Here is a 15977-nt window from a genome sequence, read left to right as displayed (position 1 = left end):
CCAAAGCCCCCCCTTAACCAAGCTCTCCGGCTCTAATTTAGGGGTTATAGGTTTCGATTCCAAGACAACGCAGTTTCCAGGCTTTCGGGACTTGTGTCAGGCAATCAGGCTCAATCCTCGCAGGCAATCAGGCTCAATCCTCGAATATAAGAATATAAGCGTCGTGGAACAAATCCTAAACCCCTGAACCCTGCTATGGCGACTCACCCTGAGTGACTTACCTTAATAATCCGCATCTTCCTCGTATTCCACGACCTTTTGCCGTTCAGGAATATTCAACTGCGGTGCGCGATAGGGCTGGGGGTTGTCGTCATCCTCCCACACGTCATCCAGTTCTTCCTTCATCGGCGGCTCGTAGGCATCCGCATCTTCGTAAGCTTCGGCATATTGCTGGCGACGGGGCGGCTCGTTCCAGTTATCTTCCGGCTCATCGCGGTAGAGCGGCTCTGGCTGGCGCTGACGCAGCGGCTCCTGAATCGGGCGGCGGGGTTCTTCCCACGTATCGTCATCCCAGGTCGATTCGCGGGCAGGCGCACGCATCGGCTGAGGCGCAGGGGTACGCACGCCCGTCGGCAACTGGTTGGACGTAGACACCGGCATAATGTAGTCCTCTTCGTCGCGCTCCCACGGCGGACGACCAATGCCAATGCGCTCCAAAAAGCCCACGCTAAGCTGCGACATCTTTTGCTCCGCGCCCTCAAACACAATCAGGCGATCGGGGCCGCTGCTCACCACCTCTTCGATCGACAGTTCGTAGGTGCTGACCACCTGATCGGGAATAAAGGGAAACCCAATCGAGGCAATCACAATAGACTCAAGCTGACCATTTTCGACGTTGAACCGGAAGCCCCGCACCTTGCCCAGCAGTTCTCCCGTCTCGGTGATCACTTCGCTGTTGATCAGGCTGCTATACGCTTCTGTGTCAACTTCATCCTCTACCGCAGAGTCGTCATCGACTAAAATCACGTCGCCGATCTGGCGAATGTTCGCAAGATACATCATCTGCTGCGTGCCAGACACCACGCCCGATAGGATGCTTTCCCGCAAACCGATGGCAACCACCTCGCGGCGATCGACATCCACCCAAAGCTGGCTCACGACACCCAGGCGCTTGCCGGTGTCGCGGGTGATGATTTGCGTTCCAAGGAGGTCTGAGCGTTGGCGGATTTGTTCAGATGTCATTGTCGAGTCCTAACCTCGAACTGGTTGAAATAGTTCGATTGAAATATGAATACAGTAGATACGGTCAGATATCAATACTAAGCCAATCTTAACCAAACTCGAACGTTTGGTAAGTCTGTCTTGAGTTCGGAAAGCCGCCCTTGGGGGTAATGGGGCAAAAGACGGAAAAAACGAAAAGTGAAAAACGAAAAACAGAACCTCTTCGCCCTTCGCTCTTCATTCTTCGCTCTTCATTCTTCGCTCTTCGTTCTTTTCTCTTTCCTCCCCTCCTCCCTCACCCCGAAACATTCTGCTGCAAGTCGATGCCCAGCACCTGCGTATAGGCTCCCCGCGCCTGGGTCACGCCGATGGTGCGCTGGGCGGCTTCGATCATCGGGCGGCGCAGGCTGACAACGATGAACTGAGCCTGCTGGGCCTGGTGCTTAATCATACGGGAAAGACGCTCCACGTTTGCGCCATCCAGGAACATATCCACTTCGTCGAAAGCGTAGAAGGGCGAGGGACGATAGCGCTGGAGAGCAAAAATGAAGCTGAGGGCAGTGAGGGATTTTTCGCCCCCAGACATGGAGGCGAGGCGGCGGACGGGCTTGCCCTTGGGATGAGCAACCAGATTTAGCCCGCTGCCAAAGGGATCGTTGGGGTCGTCGAGTTGCAGATAGCCATCGCCGTCGGACAGTTCGGCAAAAATGGACTGAAAGTTTACGTTCACCGCGTCGAAAGCCTCCTTGAAGGCTCGCTGACGCAGGGTGGTGAAGTTTTCAATGCGGAGGAGCAGCTCGCTGCGCTCTTCGTCCAGCGTGCCCAGTTTTTGGCTGAGGTCTTCCAGGCGCTCCTGAGTGCGCTCATATTCCTCCAGGGCCAGCATGTTGACGGGTTCCATGTTTTCGATGCGGCGCTGGAGCGATCGCAGTTCGTGCTGCAATTCGCCCAGGTCGGGCAGCGGATCGGGCAACTCTGGCAATGGGTCTGGTAACTCTGCCCGCTTTGCTTCTAGCGCTGCCTGGAGCGTGGCCAAGCTTTCGCGGCGGGTCTGCTGGGTTTCCTGGAGTTTTTGGCGCTGCCAGTCGGCCTGTTGCTGAGCGGTTTGGCGATCGCGCAAGAGACGTTCCGTGCGATCGCGCTCCTGTTTTTCCGACGCGAGGGAGGCCTCCAGCGAATCCAGCGCCGCACGAGTCTGGGCGATGGTCTGGCTGAGGGCAGTCTGCTGAGTCCCCAGTGCAGATCGCTGCTGCATCTGCGTCGTCTGCTGAGCGCGGAGATCGTGCAGCCGCTGATTTAGCTGGGCGATTTTTTCCTGGAGGCGCTGCCGCTGAATTTCCAGGTCTTGAACCCGCTGTTCGGCAGATCGCAGGGCAAGCTGGCGATCGCCCAGTTCTGCCTCCTGCTGACGAATAGTGGCTTGAATCTGCTGCCACTCGCTGTGGGTCTGGGATTGCTCCAGGTCTGCCAGGACTTGGCGCTGGCGCTGGAGTTCGGCTTCCTGGGGGGGCAGGTCGCGCTCCAGCGTTTGCAGGCGATCTTCGGCGGGGCCAAGCTCTTGGCGGTTTTGCGAAAGCTGGGTGCGAAGCTGCCCTTCTTGGGTCACCAGCGCTGCCAATTGGGTCTGGAGTTGGTCTGCCTGGAGTTGCACTGCACGCTGCTGCTGGCGGGCCTCGTTGAGCGCTTGGGTGTGGGTGCGGACGGCTTCTGTGCCCTGGGCGATCGCCCCTTCACAGCGCCGCAGAATGGTGTCGATTTCCAAGAGGCGATCGCGCAATGTGGCCGCTTCGGCCGATTCTCCCGGCTGCACTGTGCCAAATCTCAGAGAGCCTTGCCGCTGGGACACGCTGCCACCCGTCATCGCGCCGCTGGTTTCCAGCAGTTCGCCGTCCAGCGTCACAATGCGATATTTGCCCAAGTGCGGTCGCGCCTGTTCTAGCGTGCGAAAGACCACCGTGCTGCCAAAGACATAGGCAAACACATCCTCAAAACGGCGATCGCAGTCAATCAGGTTCACCGCATAGTCCACAAACCCGTCTGGTCGGTTGCCCTTTGGGATTTCTGTAAACTGCGGCACGCGGATTTTGTTCATCGGCAGGAAGGTGGCTCGACCCGCCCGCCGCTGCTTCAGCAGGTCGATGCACCGCGCTGCGATCCGGTCGTCTTCCACCACCAGATTGCCGAGGCGGCCACCCGCCGCAATTTCCAGCGCCAGTTGATAGGGCGAATCGACTCGCCCCAGTTGCGCCACCAGCCCGTGAACCCCGTCAATACCTGCGCTCAAAATCACCTGGCTGGCTCCGGTGCCCTGGGCCTCCTGCATCGCCTGAGTCTGGGCTTCCAGACGGTCAAGCTGGCGCTGTTTGTCGCGCTGCTCGTTCAGCAGACGGGTCTGGGTGTCTTGCTGGGTGCGGAGGTCTTGCTCGGCTTCGGCAAGCGCTTGAGCGAGTCGCTGCACCTGGGTTTCAGCCTCGGCCCGCTGCGCTTCAACGGTAGATTGCTCGGACTGCTTTTCAGCCAGCGATTGGGCGATCGCCCCCAGTGCTTCCGTCTGTTCCTGAATCTTGGCGCGGAGCTGCGACACCCGCTCTTGCAGCCGCGCCTGCTCCGTGCGCTGCGGCTCAATTTGGTTCAGCAACGCCTCCATCTGGCGACGCAGGGCGGCTTGCTCCTGCACCCAGGCCTCCGACGCTTCGGCGATCGCGCTGGACTGTTCCCGGCTGGCTTGCAGGGCCCGCTGAGCGCGATCGCGGGCCGCCTGGAGGGCAGCAATTTCCTGGCTTTCGATGCGCTGCTGATCCGCAGAAGCCTGTTCTAGCATCTGCATTTGCTCCTGAAGCGCCTGCTGCGCCTGGGCAATCTGCGCCATCGTGTCGCGGTTCGCCATCAGGAGATCCTGCTCTTGCCGCTGGAGCTGGCGCAGTTCGGCTTCGTGCGTTGCCAGGGTAGATTGCAGCGCCAACTGCTCGTCTTCGCCCAGCGCCTTCACCCGCGCATTCAGCCGCTCTAGGTCAGCGGTGATTTGCTGAATTTCGGTCGCCAGCGCCGTCAGTTGCGTAGCAGTGTCCGCCAGAGCGCGATCGCCCTCCTCGATCTGCTGCTGGAGCTTCTGCGCCTGGTCTTGCTGACTCTGCCAGTTCAGCACCACTTCCCACTGACTTTTGGTCTGAAACTCGGCTTTGAGTCGCTTATATTTCTCTGCCTTGAGGCGATCCTGAGCGAGGCGATCGCGCTGCTCGATTAGCTCCCGCTCCACAATGCGAAACTTCTCTTCTCGCTCCTTCACCGCATCCAGCTTGTCCTTTGCCTGGGAAATCTTGCGGTCAAACGCCGCCACGCCCGCCAATTCATCAATAATTTCCCGCCGTTCACGGGGGTTCATGGAAATAATGCTGGTGACATCGCCTTGCAGCACCACGTTATAGCCTTCGGGATAAATCCGAAAGCGGTGAAGCTGCTCATGCAGTTCGTTCAGCGTGCAGGGCTGTCCGTTGATGTAATAGTTCGAGGTGTAGGTTCCCTGCTGCGTCACCCGCAGCTTGCGCGTCACGCTCCATTCGTTGAAAGGAACCATCGCCGGGGCAACACTGAGCTGGCTGGCATCCGGCTTTTTGCCGCTGCCGTTGCTAGGACTGCTGCTCCCGTGATTGCCGTTATTGCCATTCAGATATCCGTTCTGAGGGACGGCATCCACCGGGCCATTGCCTTCACCAAAGGCCAGATCAGCGCTGGGCAGAGGATCATCATCGCCCTGGTAGGCCGCGATGTCCTCTTCATCCAGCGCAAAGGTAACGGTGACGCTGGCTTCTACCGTGCTGCGGCCGCGACTGGCCACGCTCTGGTTCACCAAATCTGGCAGACGCTCTGCCCGCATTCCTTTGGAACCCGCCAACCCCAGCGCAAACAGCAGTGCATCCAGAATATTCGACTTGCCCGATCCGTTTGGGCCAGAAATCACGGTAAACCCCGGCAGCAACGGAACCTGCGTTGTGCCACCAAAGGATTTGAAGTGGGATAATTCTACGCGCTTGACGTGCACAAAGGGGCAGGAGCAGAGAGGTTAATACGAATATACTAATTCGCTGGACTACTGAACACCAGTTTTAACAAAAAAACTTGGCCTTGAGCCAGGAAGCCACCATAAAGTTTAAGAGAAGCTTCATGCTTCCCCAGACTCAGCGGCCAGCCGCTAGAGTAGCGGAGGTTCAGCAAACAATCTCTCCTCCTCAGCCCCTTCCTCCCCAACCTCGCCCTATGCCCGTCTATCCCGGAATCTCCAGCGAAGCCTTCCGTCACCCGCTCGATCAGCAGGCCGAGCAGACGCTCCGCAGCGTGCCGGGGTTTGACCTGGTGGCACGGCGCTTTGTGGAATTTGTCTATGAGCGGCCGCGGCAGGTGTTTTTGTTGGGCAATGCCATCGAAGTGGGGCCACGGCAATATTCCACGCTGTTTCAGATGTTTCGGGAATGCCTGCGATCGCTCGATATTGCGCCAGAGCCGACGCTGTTTGTCTCCCAATCGCCGATGGTAAACGCCTACGCGCTGGGGCAAGAGCGGCCCTGCGTGGTGCTAAGCACGGCCCTGCTTGACCTGAGCGACGAGGCCGAGATAAAAGCCGTCCTAGCTCACGAACTGGGACATCTAAAATGTGGACACACGACGCTGACGCAGATGGCAAGCTGGGTCATCACTGCTGCATCAGGATTGGCAGAAATGACCTTTGGGCTGAGCAGTCTCGTCAGTACGGGGCTAATCCTGGCCTTTTATGAATGGCTGCGGAAGGCGGAACTGTCGGCCGACCGGGCGGCGCTGCTGGTCATGGACGACGTAAAGCCCGTGCTGCAAAACATGATGAAGCTGGCAGGCGGCAGCAGTCGCTATGCCCACGAGCTAAGCCTGGAAGAATTCTCGCGCCAGTCGGAGCGCTACCAGAATCTAGATCAAGACGGTATCAACCAAGTCTACAAGTTTCTGCTGTATAACAACCTGTCGCAGGGATTCTTTCAGACGCATCCGTTCACCGTGGAGCGGGTGCATTTTCTGAAAGAATGGTCGGAATCGGAAGAACTGCGGCAGATTCGCGCAGGCAACTATCGCCGCGCTGGAGAGCCGACAGTGGACGCAGAGCCGCCATCCCCCAGCAGCGAGTCGCCCACGGGCGAAGCCGATGTGGAGCGGCTGCGGCGCGAAGTGGCAGAGTTGCAGCGAGAAATTGACCGCATCCGGCGATCGCGCTCAGAATAACAGGGCTGGAACCCCCAATCCCAAATCCCAAATCCAAACTCAACCGTGCCCCAGCCACTCGGCAAATTCCACAGCAAAGCGATCGCCCAAAATCGCCTCTCGAATCCGCTGGGTAAAGCGCACCAGTTCTGTGATGTTGTGAATGGAGATCAGCGTAAACGCCAGAAGTTCGCGGGCGTGCAGCAGATGGCTGATATAGGCGCGGGTGAAATTTTGGCAGGTGTAGCAGGGGCAGGTATCGTCTAGCGGCGTGAAATCGCGGCGAAAGCGGTTGTTTTTCAAATTCCAGCGATCGCCCTGCACCAGCGCCGCACCGTGTCGCGCCAGTCGGGTCGGAATCACGCAGTCAAACAAATCTACCCCAGCGGCGATCGCCCGCACCATTTCCTTATGCGTGCCCACGCCCATCAGGTAGCGCGGTTTGTCTTCTGGCAGCAGCGGAGCCGTCACCTGCACAATTTTCTCGATCAGTTCTGGTGGCTCCCCGACGCTGACACCGCCAATGGCATAGCCGAAGGCCTCAAACTGGGCGATCGCCTCAGCCGCTTCCTGCCGCAAATCGGGATACACACCGCCCTGCACAATCGGGAACAGCGCCTGATCCGTCCGGGTATGGGCCGCAAAGCACCGTTCCAGCCAGCGCATCGTGCGATCGGTTGCCCGCTTCACTTCGTCCCAGGTTGCGGGGTGGGGCGGGCACTCATCAAAGGCCATAATCACGTCGGCCCCCAGCGCGTTCTGAATTTGAATCGAGCGCTCTGGCGTAATCTGGATAATCTTGCCATCGCGGGGCGATCGAAAGGTCACGCCTTCATCAGAAATTTGGCGCATCTCGCTCAGGCTGAAGACCTGAAACCCGCCCGAATCCGTCAGCATTGGCCCATCCCAGCCCATAAACCGATGCAGCCCGCCTGCCTCGGCCACCAGGTCTTCTCCCGGCTGCAAGTGCAGATGATAGGTGTTTGCCAGCACCATCTGTGCGCCCGTGCCCCTCAGTTGGGCGGGCGTGACGGTTTTCACGTTGGCCAGCGTGCCCACGGGCATAAACCGGGGTGTTTCAACCACACCGTGGGGCGTATGAAACACGCCTGCCCGCGCCCTTGTGGTGCAGCACCGCGCCTGACACGTATACGAAAAATGACTGCCCAAGACCTGCTCTAGCGTCCGCTACATTGAAAAATTTTCTTCGTCGTCAATCCGGACATCCCACCCCGCAGACAGGACTTCCGTGACCACTGCTTCCAGGGCTGCTGCGTTTAGCCTGCGACAGTTTTGGTCATCCAGCGGGTTCGACAGGGGCACCAGCCGCAGTAGACGATTGTCTTGCACCAGGTCAAAGCAGGCTTCGCCCTCTGGCAACTGAGACATCTGCAAGTAATCGAAGCTCTGGACGTTGAGGTAGAGCGTGTGGTTTGCCACCAAGCTAGAACACTGGGGATCGGAAAAAACTTCCATCACATAACCTTCGCACTCGCTGCCGGGGATGCCGTCCTGGATGTAGCAGTAGCGGACTTGATGGAGATCCGCCAGGAGCCGCTGCATGTCTTGCTTGTTGACCAAGATGCCTGTGTCCACAATGCAAGGGGCAGGAAGTCGGGGGTTACTGGATGGTGAATCGTGACTCATAACAAGAAAACCTGCGATCGCACCAGAATCCGAATCTGGAGTGGGCTAAAGGAACTGGAACAGCGAGGTGGCTGCGTCCATGCAGCCTAGACCAGAGACAGAGGAAACCGTAAAACCCTGAGAACAGTCGTCCAGAGTAAGAGAATCCGCCATAGCCAGGAGCCATAGCCAGCGAGACGGTAAATCTGGCAATATTTCAGCTAACCTGACTGAGCCTGAGTAGATCATATCTCAAGATTCCTAGCCTGATGGGAGGGGGAATCTTGGGATAGGCACTCACAGCCAGCTTGAACCATTTTTAGCGTCATTTTTGACATTAATTTTGACAGTCCTCAAGCCTGACCCTTGTTTGCTCCTGACCTCGCCAGATTTTATGTAGGTTAGGACTGACGCATTTGAACAATTTCTCGCGGGCTGCCCCCACGAGAAGTCGTCCAGAACCTGGGAAATTTATTGCAAGTGCGTAATTCCTGTAGGTTTCATGTAGGTTTCATGTAGGTTTTATGTGGTTAAGCGGAACTTGCCTAAAGTATGGCGCGGCTTGAGCAATGTGAGTCAGCGTCATGGCTGATGCGGATCTAGATCAAATGTGCTAGCCACGAGTACTGTGCTAGCCACGGGTAATGATTGTCTTGTCTACAGGCTGAGCGAAGGAGGTACATGGCTTGAGTCAGGGGGGGGCTAAGCTAAGCACAGCGGTTGTGAACCTGGCGCAAACGCTGGCAGGGGCGATCGCCTTCTATACCTGCCTGCCCGTGCCCGACTGGATGCATCCGGCTTTTCCGCAAGTCGCCCGCATGGCTCCCGTGGTTGGTCTGCTGATTGGGGCGCTGCTGGGGCTAGTGGATGCCAGTTTGCATCAGTTGGGAATGCCCGTGCTAACCCGCAGCGTGGTGGTGGTCGGGCTATGGGTGGGGGTGACGGGCGGGCTGCATTTAGACGGCGCAATGGACACCGCTGACGGGCTGGCCGTCCTCGACCCGCAGCGTCGCCTGGCGGTGATGGCCGATAGCCGTGCCGGGGCCTTCGGCGTGATGGCGGCGATCGCCCTTCTTCTGCTCAAAACCGCTGCCCTGACCGATCTGGCAGACCCCGCCCTACCCCGCCTGCTGTTGCTCGCGCTGGCGGCAGGCTGGGGGCGCTGGGGCCAGCAGGTGGCGATCGCCCGCTATCCCTATCTCAAGCCCACCGGCAAAGGAGCCTTTCACAAAGCCGCCCTGCCCAGTCTTGCCCACACCCTGCCCAGCCTGCTGCTGCTGCTCAGCCTCAGCCTCTACCCCGCCCTGGCAAATCCTGACCCGTGGCGCTGGAGCCTGATTTTAGGACTGGGTGCTGGGGCGATCGCCCTCCTGCTTCCTGCCTGGTTTCATCGCCGCCTGGGAGGACACACAGGCGACACCTACGGCGCGGTCGTGGAATGGACAGAGGCGCTGGTGCTGGTATTGTGTACCCTGGCTTAAGGAGTGTTGGAGTGAAGAATGAAGAGAGAAGAACGAAGAGGTTCCGTTTTTCGTTCTTCTCTCTTCGTTTTTCGTTCTTCGTTTTTTCCCTCTCACCCCCCTTAACCCTCGATCCCCCTAACCATCCCTCCCATGACTACCCCCCTCTCTACCTGCGTCGCCGCGCTCCATCTGCCGCAAATCGAGCGCCACGTTTTTATCTGCGCTGATCAGAGCGTGCCCAAGTGCTGCGACAAGGGCGACAGCCTGGTGGCGTGGGATTATTTGAAAAAGCGACTAAAGGAATTGGGACTAGACCAACCCACGGGCGATCGCCCCACCTGCGTTTTTCGCACCAAAGCCAACTGCCTGCGGGTTTGCCAGCAAGGCCCCATTTTGGTGGTCTATCCCGACGGGGTGTGGTATCACAGCGCCACCCCGACCGTGATTGAAGAAATCATCCAGAAGCACCTGCTTGGCAATCAAATCGTCCAAGACTACGCCTTCCTAGTTCACCCGCTACCTGCCCCATCTGATGAATTGAAAACACATGGCAGGTTAAATCTGGACGCGCTACAGTCAGAAAGCAAAGATTAATCTATTAATTTCAACATTGCTTAACTATGCGGATTTCCCGCTTGCGCTCAGTATGATGTAGACAGGTCTACTGAAGGGCTGAATGTCTTCACGAAGCCTTGACTTCGGCACAAAGTCAGGCAGCGCAAATCAGGCAACACAAATCAGGCAATACAAAATTTCTTCAGGTTCTTGGGCTAAATTGTGCGCTCTGTGGATCTACTGGGTATCATTTATTAGCACGATTCATCTCAACTCAGGCATGGCGAGTGATGTAGCATGACAAAGGAAGCCAGTGTGGGAGAGCACAAGCGACTTTTATTGATTGACGACGACCCAAACCTCATTCTGCTCGTAAAGGACTACCTAGAGTTCCGGGGGTATGAGGTCATTACCTCAGAGAACGGTCAAGAAGCGCTAGAAGTGCTGCAAAAAGAGACACCAGACATGATCATCTGCGATGTGATGATGCCGCAGATGGATGGCTACTCGCTGGTCGAGCAAGTCAGAAAAGATCCACGCACGAGCTGGATTCCGGTGCTGTTTCTTTCTGCGAAAGGGCAGAGCCAGGACAAAATCAAGGGCTTGAACACTGGCGCTGACGTGTATATGGTGAAGCCCTTCGAGCCAGAAGAACTGGTTGCCCAGGTAGAGTCTTCTCTCAAGCAAGCCTCTCGATTGATTCAGCGGCAGGACAAAGGGCTGGACAGCGCCCCCAAAATTCAGGTGCCCTTCGACGTTGAGCTAACGCCGACCGAACTGCGGGTGGTGCAGTTTGTCGCCCAGGGCATGGCAAACCGAGAAATTGCCGAGAAGCTGAACGTAAGCCAGAGAACGATTGAAAGCCACGTCAGCAACATGCTGGGCAAAACAGGACTACACAACCGCACTGAACTGGCTCGCTGGGCGATCGAAAACAGCATGGCGTAGCTTTTAGCTTGGTATTTGTAGGTCTCTAACTTGTAGGTCTTCAACTTGTAGGTCTTTAACTTGCAAGCCTTCAACTTCGAGTACGGTCGCCATCGGAAGGCGGCCGTACTTGCTTTTTGCGGATTTCATGACCGAAGTGAGATTTTCTTAATGTTTTTTATGGAAAAGCAGTGCTGCTTCTGAAAGCCATGCAGCAGAAGGGCTGATGTGGCAGGCTTAGGATGAAGAACGGATGAAGACGGCAGATCTCAACCGTAGAAGTACGGGTCTTGCTTGACATCCCAAAATAAACTCTGCTTAATACTAAAAGTTTCGATCACTACGCCTTCCTTCAGTGTTGCTACTGGTCTTGGTTATGATGACTGAAGCCGCTGGCGATCGCCCGCCAAGCTTGTCCAGCTTGGTGACCGTTCAACAGCAGGCTGATTTCGCCATGCTAATTTCGCTATGTTGTCTGGGTCGCTCATTCACAGGTTGTGCATTTGCTTAGGCACGTTGCACGACAGCATCAGCACCTTGCCGCTGAGCCTTTTCAGTGGTCAGTGTTGAGCGCTATTTTTGAAACGCATCGAAACTGGCTAAACGCTGCGTCTACAGGCTGCGTTCCAGCAGTTTTGCTTGGCAGACTGATTTTGTCCGGTCAAACCTAGCAAAGATAGAATAAGTCTAAAGAGGTCTAACGTATGGGTGCAGTCAGATCAGCGGTTTAGTCCCTGGTTTGGCTGGCTAAGCTTGCGAGAAGCTGAAGGCGCATTTCAGCCGCCGCAGATAGGTTTATCTCGCTAAGGCGTTCACAGATCCTCTGAAGGGCGAGTTCTCGCACAGTGCGCTGGTCGAGCTTCCAACACTTGAGACTCAGAATTTAAGACTCAGAAGATTCGATGACTGCTCTTTGAACTCTCGAAGCTGAACTTTCTAAGACAGTTTCGAGAAGGCCCGCTCTAAGTTCAGACACTCTCACGTTTAACCATGAACTCAAACACCCCTAGCAACACCCTCTTTCCAAATCAAAAGGCAGGTCGAAAGCCAAGCCTCTGGCATCGCCTGAAACTGTGGATTCGTCAAGACATCGTGGCAGACGATCCGTGGGATGTAGATACCTATTTCCCCGAAGAAGGCCAGGCGGAAACTCTTCACCAAGAGACGATCGAAAAGTAGAGAATTAAGGCTAAGGGACGGCGCTCCGCAGTAGTGTTTGATTTAATTTCACTTTAATATCTGCGCTGAGCTTGAATCATACAAGTCTCATCGCCCTCTAGAAAAGCCGTTCCTGTCAGAGTTCACACTACTTTTACAAATTCCTGCAAATTGTAATGCGAGTTTGTAGATGTCTCACTCGGTTCTCCTGGGTTCCAGGAAATTGCAAGCGTCTGGGCAGCTTCTCCAGAAGCGCAGGACATAGCAGGACATAGCAGGACATAGACAGATATAAAAACGAGAGGTCTTGAATTGGAATCCCGATTCAAGACCTCTTTCAGTTAGAGCAGCTTGTGGAGTAGCTTGCTAGCGCAACGGCTTCGACGGGGCAGCTAGCTCATGTAGTCTTGCAGCGTCTTGACCTCCAGCGGCTCAGACTGGAGAGAGCGAATCGCAGCCGTGCTGGCCTTGGCTCCGGCGATCGTGGTGACAACCGGAATTTTATAAGACAGGGCTGTGCGGCGAATTGCGCGATCGTCCACCTGAGCCGTCTCGCCCAGGGGCGTGTTGACCACAAGCTGAATCTGCTGGTTTTTGATGGAATCCATCACGTTGGGACGACCCTCATGCACCTTCAGCACCAGATCCACATCCAGTCCATTTTCTTTGAGGACGCGGCGAGTCCCCTCCGTCGCCACAACGTGCAGCCCTAGGGCCTGCAAATCCTTCACCACAGGCACAGCAGCCTGCTTGTCGCGGTCGTTCATCGAAACGAAGACCGTGCCCCCCAGCGGCAACACCTGCGAAGCCGCTAGCTCTGCCTTGGCAAAGGCTTTGCCAAAGTCGGTGTCGATGCCCATCACTTCGCCCGTGGAGCGCATTTCGGGGCCGAGAATAATATCCGTGCCAGGGAACTTGGAAAAGGGCAGCACGGCCTCTTTCACCGCAATGTGCTGGGGAATGATTTCCTGCGTGAAGTTTAGCTCCGTCAGAGTCTTGCCCGACATGACCAGGGATGCCAGCTTGGCCAGGGGCTTGCCGATCGCCTTAGACACAAAGGGCACGGTGCGCGAGGCGCGGGGGTTGGCTTCCAAAATGTAGACCACATCGCCCTCGACTGTTCCCTGGATGGCATACTGCACATTCATCAGACCGACGACGTTCAGCGCTTTGGCGAGTTTCGTCGTCCAGGTGCGGATGGTTTCCAGCGTGTCGGGGCCAAGGGTGACGGTGGGAATCGAGCAGGCAGAGTCGCCAGAGTGTATGCCTGCTTGCTCAATGTGTTCCATGATGCCGCCGATAACGACGTGGCCAGTCGCATCGGCGATCGCATCCACATCCACCTCGATCGCGTTTTCCAAATACTGATCCACCAGGATGGGGTGATCTGGCTCGACCTGCACCGCGTAGGTCATGTAGCGCTCCAGGTCTTTGTCGGAATACACAATTTCCATTGCTCGACCGCCCAGCACGTAGCTGGGGCGCACCACCACGGGATAGCCAATCTTCTTGGCCACCTCCAGCGCTTCGGCAGTGCTGCGGGCGATGCCGTTGGCGGGCTGGCGAATCTCTAGCTCCCGCAAGATTTTCTCGAATCGCTCCCGGTCTTCGGCGGTGTCAATCGAGTCGGGCGACGTACCCCAGATTTGGGTCTGCGGCGAGTCGCAGATGGGCAGCGCCTTTTGCAGCGGCAGGGCCAGCTTGAGCGGGGTCTGGCCGCCAAACTGGTTGATGATGCCAGCGGGCTGCTCCGCTTCGATAATATTCAGCACGTCCTCTTTGGTGAGTGGCTCAAAATAGAGGCGATCGCTCGTGTCATAGTCCGTAGAAACCGTTTCCGGGTTGGAATTGACCATGATGGTCTCAAACCCTTCGGCTTGCAGCGCAAAGGACGCATGGCAGCAGCAATAGTCAAACTCGATGCCCTGCCCGATGCGGTTTGGCCCGCCGCCCAGGATCATGACCTTGCGCCGGGTTGAGGGCAAGACCTCCGACTCGGTTGCGGCAGCTTGTTCCGAACCTGCGTCTCCATTAACCACTTCGACGGGTGTTTCGTAGGCAGAGTAGTAGTAAGGCGTTAGCGCCTCAAACTCGGCGGCGCAGGTGTCTACGGTTTTATAGGTGGGGACGATGCCCAGGGACTTGCGGAACGCGCGAACCTCGTCTTCGGTGGTTTTGGTGGCAAAGGCAATTTGGCGATCGCTAAAGCCCTGCTGCTTGATCGCCAGCATTTGCGGCTGGGTGATTTGCAGCAGCGGCGTGCGCTTGAGGAATTTCTCTGTTTCTAGCAGTTCCGCTAGCTTGTCGAGAAACCACGGGTCAATCGCAGTGAGTTCGTAGATTTCCTCCACCGTCATGCCCATCAGCATGGCGTGGCGCAGCGTAAACACCCGTTCCGGGTTCGGAGTCCGCAGACCCGCACGAATTTGCTCCAGGCTGGGCAGTTTTTCGGTTTTGTCGCAGCCCCAGCCCGCGCGGCCCGTTTCGAGCGATCGCAGCGCTTTTTGGAACGATTCTTGGAACGTGCGGCCAATGGCCATCGCTTCGCCCACCGACTTCATCTGGGTCGTCAGCACGGGCTGAGAGCCAGGGAATTTCTCGAAGGCAAAGCGGGGAATTTTCGTCACCACGTAGTCGATCGTGGGTTCAAAGCTGGCGGGCGTTTTCTTGGTGATGTCGTTGGGGATTTCGTCGAGCGTGTAGCCCACCGCCAGTTTGGCCGCCATCTTGGCAATTGGGAAGCCCGTCGCCTTGGAAGCCAGCGCCGAACTGCGCGACACGCGGGGGTTCATCTCGATCACGATGAACTCACCCGTGTCGGGGTTCACCGAAAACTGAATGTTGGAACCGCCTGTTTCCACCCCGATTTCGCGGATGATCTTGATCGAGGCATCTCGCAAGCGCTGATATTCCTTATCCGTCAGGGTTTGCGCCGGAGCCACGGTGATCGAGTCGCCCGTGTGAACGCCCATCGGGTCAAAGTTTTCAATCGAGCAAATAATCACAACGTTATCTGCCAGGTCGCGCATCACCTCCAGTTCGTATTCCTTCCAGCCCAAGAGTGATTTTTCGATGAGAATCTGCGACACCGGGCTGGCATCTAGACCCGACTGAGCAATTTCCTCAAATTCTTCCTGGTTGTAGGCAATGCCGCCGCCCGTGCCCCCGAGCGTAAAGGCGGGGCGGATAATCAGCGGGTAGGAGCCGATTTCCTGGGCGATCGCCCTCGCTTCGTTCATGGTTTGCGCCAGCCCCGACGGGCAGACCGGCACGCCAATCCGCGCCATTGCTTCCTTAAACAGCTTGCGGTCTTCCGCCATCTCGATAGCAGGCAGCTTTGCGCCGATTAGCTCTACGTTGTAGCGCTCCAGCACGTCGGTTTTGGCCAGCGCCACTGCTAGGTTCAGCGCCGTCTGGCCGCCCATCGTCGGCAGCAGCGCATCAGGACGCTCTTTTTCGATCACCTTTTCCACCATTTCCGGGGTCAGCGGCTCGATATAGGTGCGATCGGCCGTTTCCGGATCGGTCATGATGGTGGCCGGATTGGAGTTGATCAGCACCACTTCGTAGCCTTCGTCGCGCAGTGCTTTGCAGGCCTGGGTGCCAGAATAGTCAAACTCGCAGGCTTGCCCAATCACGATGGGGCCAGAGCCAATTAGAAGAATTTTGCGGATATCAGTACGGCGGGGCATAGCGGCAGCCTGGGGAACTAGCGGAAATCCAGAACATTGTAGAGGGTTTCTTGCAAAACAGACTGTGCTTTTATCATCATCTCCAGATTTGTCAGCAGGTCACCCAACCCGCCTCGAACGCTGAGCAGCGGGGCAGAGGCGATGGAGATTCCAGTGCCATCCCACAGCCCGA

General features: G+C 56.9%; 10 protein-coding genes. 5 read left to right on the top strand and 5 right to left on the bottom strand.

Annotated features, from left to right (window positions below; all coding sequences use genetic code 11):
* Positions 1–222: 222 nt before the first annotated feature.
* Both HNI00_RS15765 and smc read right to left on the bottom strand, forming a co-directional pair.
* Positions 223–1182 carry a PRC-barrel domain-containing protein gene (locus HNI00_RS15765; protein ID WP_297077550.1) on the bottom strand — a complete coding sequence of 320 codons (960 nt, stop codon included), beginning with the start codon at positions 1180–1182 and terminating at the stop codon, positions 223–225.
* Between the two features lie 274 nt (positions 1183–1456).
* On the bottom strand, positions 1457–5200 hold the full coding sequence (gene smc / locus HNI00_RS15760) for a chromosome segregation protein SMC (protein WP_316787527.1): 3744 nt from the start codon (positions 5198–5200) through the stop codon (positions 1457–1459).
* 215 nt (positions 5201–5415) lie between these two features.
* Between smc and HNI00_RS15755 the strand changes: the two genes are divergently transcribed.
* Positions 5416–6405 (top strand): M48 family metallopeptidase, encoded by a 990-nt coding sequence (locus HNI00_RS15755; protein WP_297077546.1) that lies wholly within the window; start codon positions 5416–5418, stop codon positions 6403–6405.
* 39 nt (positions 6406–6444) lie between these two features.
* Here HNI00_RS15755 and tgt read toward each other — a convergent pair whose 3' ends face one another.
* Entirely contained in the window at positions 6445–7554 is a 1110-nt protein-coding gene (gene tgt, locus HNI00_RS15750; RefSeq protein ID WP_316787526.1) for a tRNA guanosine(34) transglycosylase Tgt, read from the bottom strand.
* An 18-nt stretch (positions 7555–7572) separates the two neighbouring features.
* Positions 7573–8031: a hypothetical protein gene (locus tag HNI00_RS15745; RefSeq protein WP_316787525.1), complete on the bottom strand. Its 459-nt coding sequence runs from the start codon at positions 8029–8031 to the stop codon at positions 7573–7575.
* Positions 8032–8696: 665 nt separating this feature from the next.
* Between HNI00_RS15745 and cobS the strand changes: the two genes are divergently transcribed.
* From cobS to HNI00_RS15725, 4 genes are all read left to right on the top strand, one after another.
* Positions 8697–9491: an adenosylcobinamide-GDP ribazoletransferase gene (gene cobS, locus HNI00_RS15740; protein WP_316787524.1), complete on the top strand. Its 795-nt coding sequence runs from the start codon at positions 8697–8699 to the stop codon at positions 9489–9491.
* 132 nt (positions 9492–9623) lie between these two features.
* Positions 9624–10067: a (2Fe-2S) ferredoxin domain-containing protein gene (locus tag HNI00_RS15735; protein ID WP_316787523.1), complete on the top strand. Its 444-nt coding sequence runs from the start codon at positions 9624–9626 to the stop codon at positions 10065–10067.
* Positions 10068–10325: 258 nt separating this feature from the next.
* A complete protein-coding gene (locus tag HNI00_RS15730; RefSeq protein WP_172356211.1) occupies positions 10326–10976 on the top strand; it encodes a response regulator transcription factor in 651 nt (216 codons plus the stop codon).
* Between the two features lie 969 nt (positions 10977–11945).
* A complete protein-coding gene (locus HNI00_RS15725; protein WP_316787522.1) occupies positions 11946–12134 on the top strand; it encodes a hypothetical protein in 189 nt (62 codons plus the stop codon).
* 371 nt (positions 12135–12505) lie between these two features.
* On the opposite strand, the gene carB is transcribed toward HNI00_RS15725, so the two are convergent.
* Entirely contained in the window at positions 12506–15805 is a 3300-nt protein-coding gene (carB, locus tag HNI00_RS15720) for a carbamoyl-phosphate synthase large subunit (RefSeq protein WP_316787521.1), read from the bottom strand.
* Positions 15806–15977 lie beyond the last annotated feature (172 nt).

This window comes from Thermoleptolyngbya oregonensis NK1-22, from assembly GCF_032705245.1.
GTDB classification, from domain to species: Bacteria; Cyanobacteriota; Cyanobacteriia; order Elainellales; family Elainellaceae; genus Thermoleptolyngbya; species Thermoleptolyngbya sichuanensis.
The sequence above is the reverse complement of the archived record's forward strand: the minus strand, read 5'-3'. Positions and strand labels throughout refer to the sequence as shown.

Coding starts and splice junctions, on each gene's coding strand:
- HNI00_RS15725 (WP_316787522.1), top strand. CDS start 11,946: ATGAACTCAAACACCCCTAGCAACACCCTCTTTCCAAATCAAAAGGCA.
- HNI00_RS15735 (WP_316787523.1), top strand. CDS start 9,624: ATGACTACCCCCCTCTCTACCTGCGTCGCCGCGCTCCATCTGCCGCAA.
- HNI00_RS15765 (WP_297077550.1), bottom strand. CDS start 1,182: ATGACATCTGAACAAATCCGCCAACGCTCAGACCTCCTTGGAACGCAA.
- HNI00_RS15755 (WP_297077546.1), top strand. CDS start 5,416: ATGCCCGTCTATCCCGGAATCTCCAGCGAAGCCTTCCGTCACCCGCTC.
- HNI00_RS15745 (WP_316787525.1), bottom strand. CDS start 8,031: ATGAGTCACGATTCACCATCCAGTAACCCCCGACTTCCTGCCCCTTGC.
- carB (WP_316787521.1), bottom strand. CDS start 15,805: ATGCCCCGCCGTACTGATATCCGCAAAATTCTTCTAATTGGCTCTGGC.
- HNI00_RS15730 (WP_172356211.1), top strand. CDS start 10,326: ATGACAAAGGAAGCCAGTGTGGGAGAGCACAAGCGACTTTTATTGATT.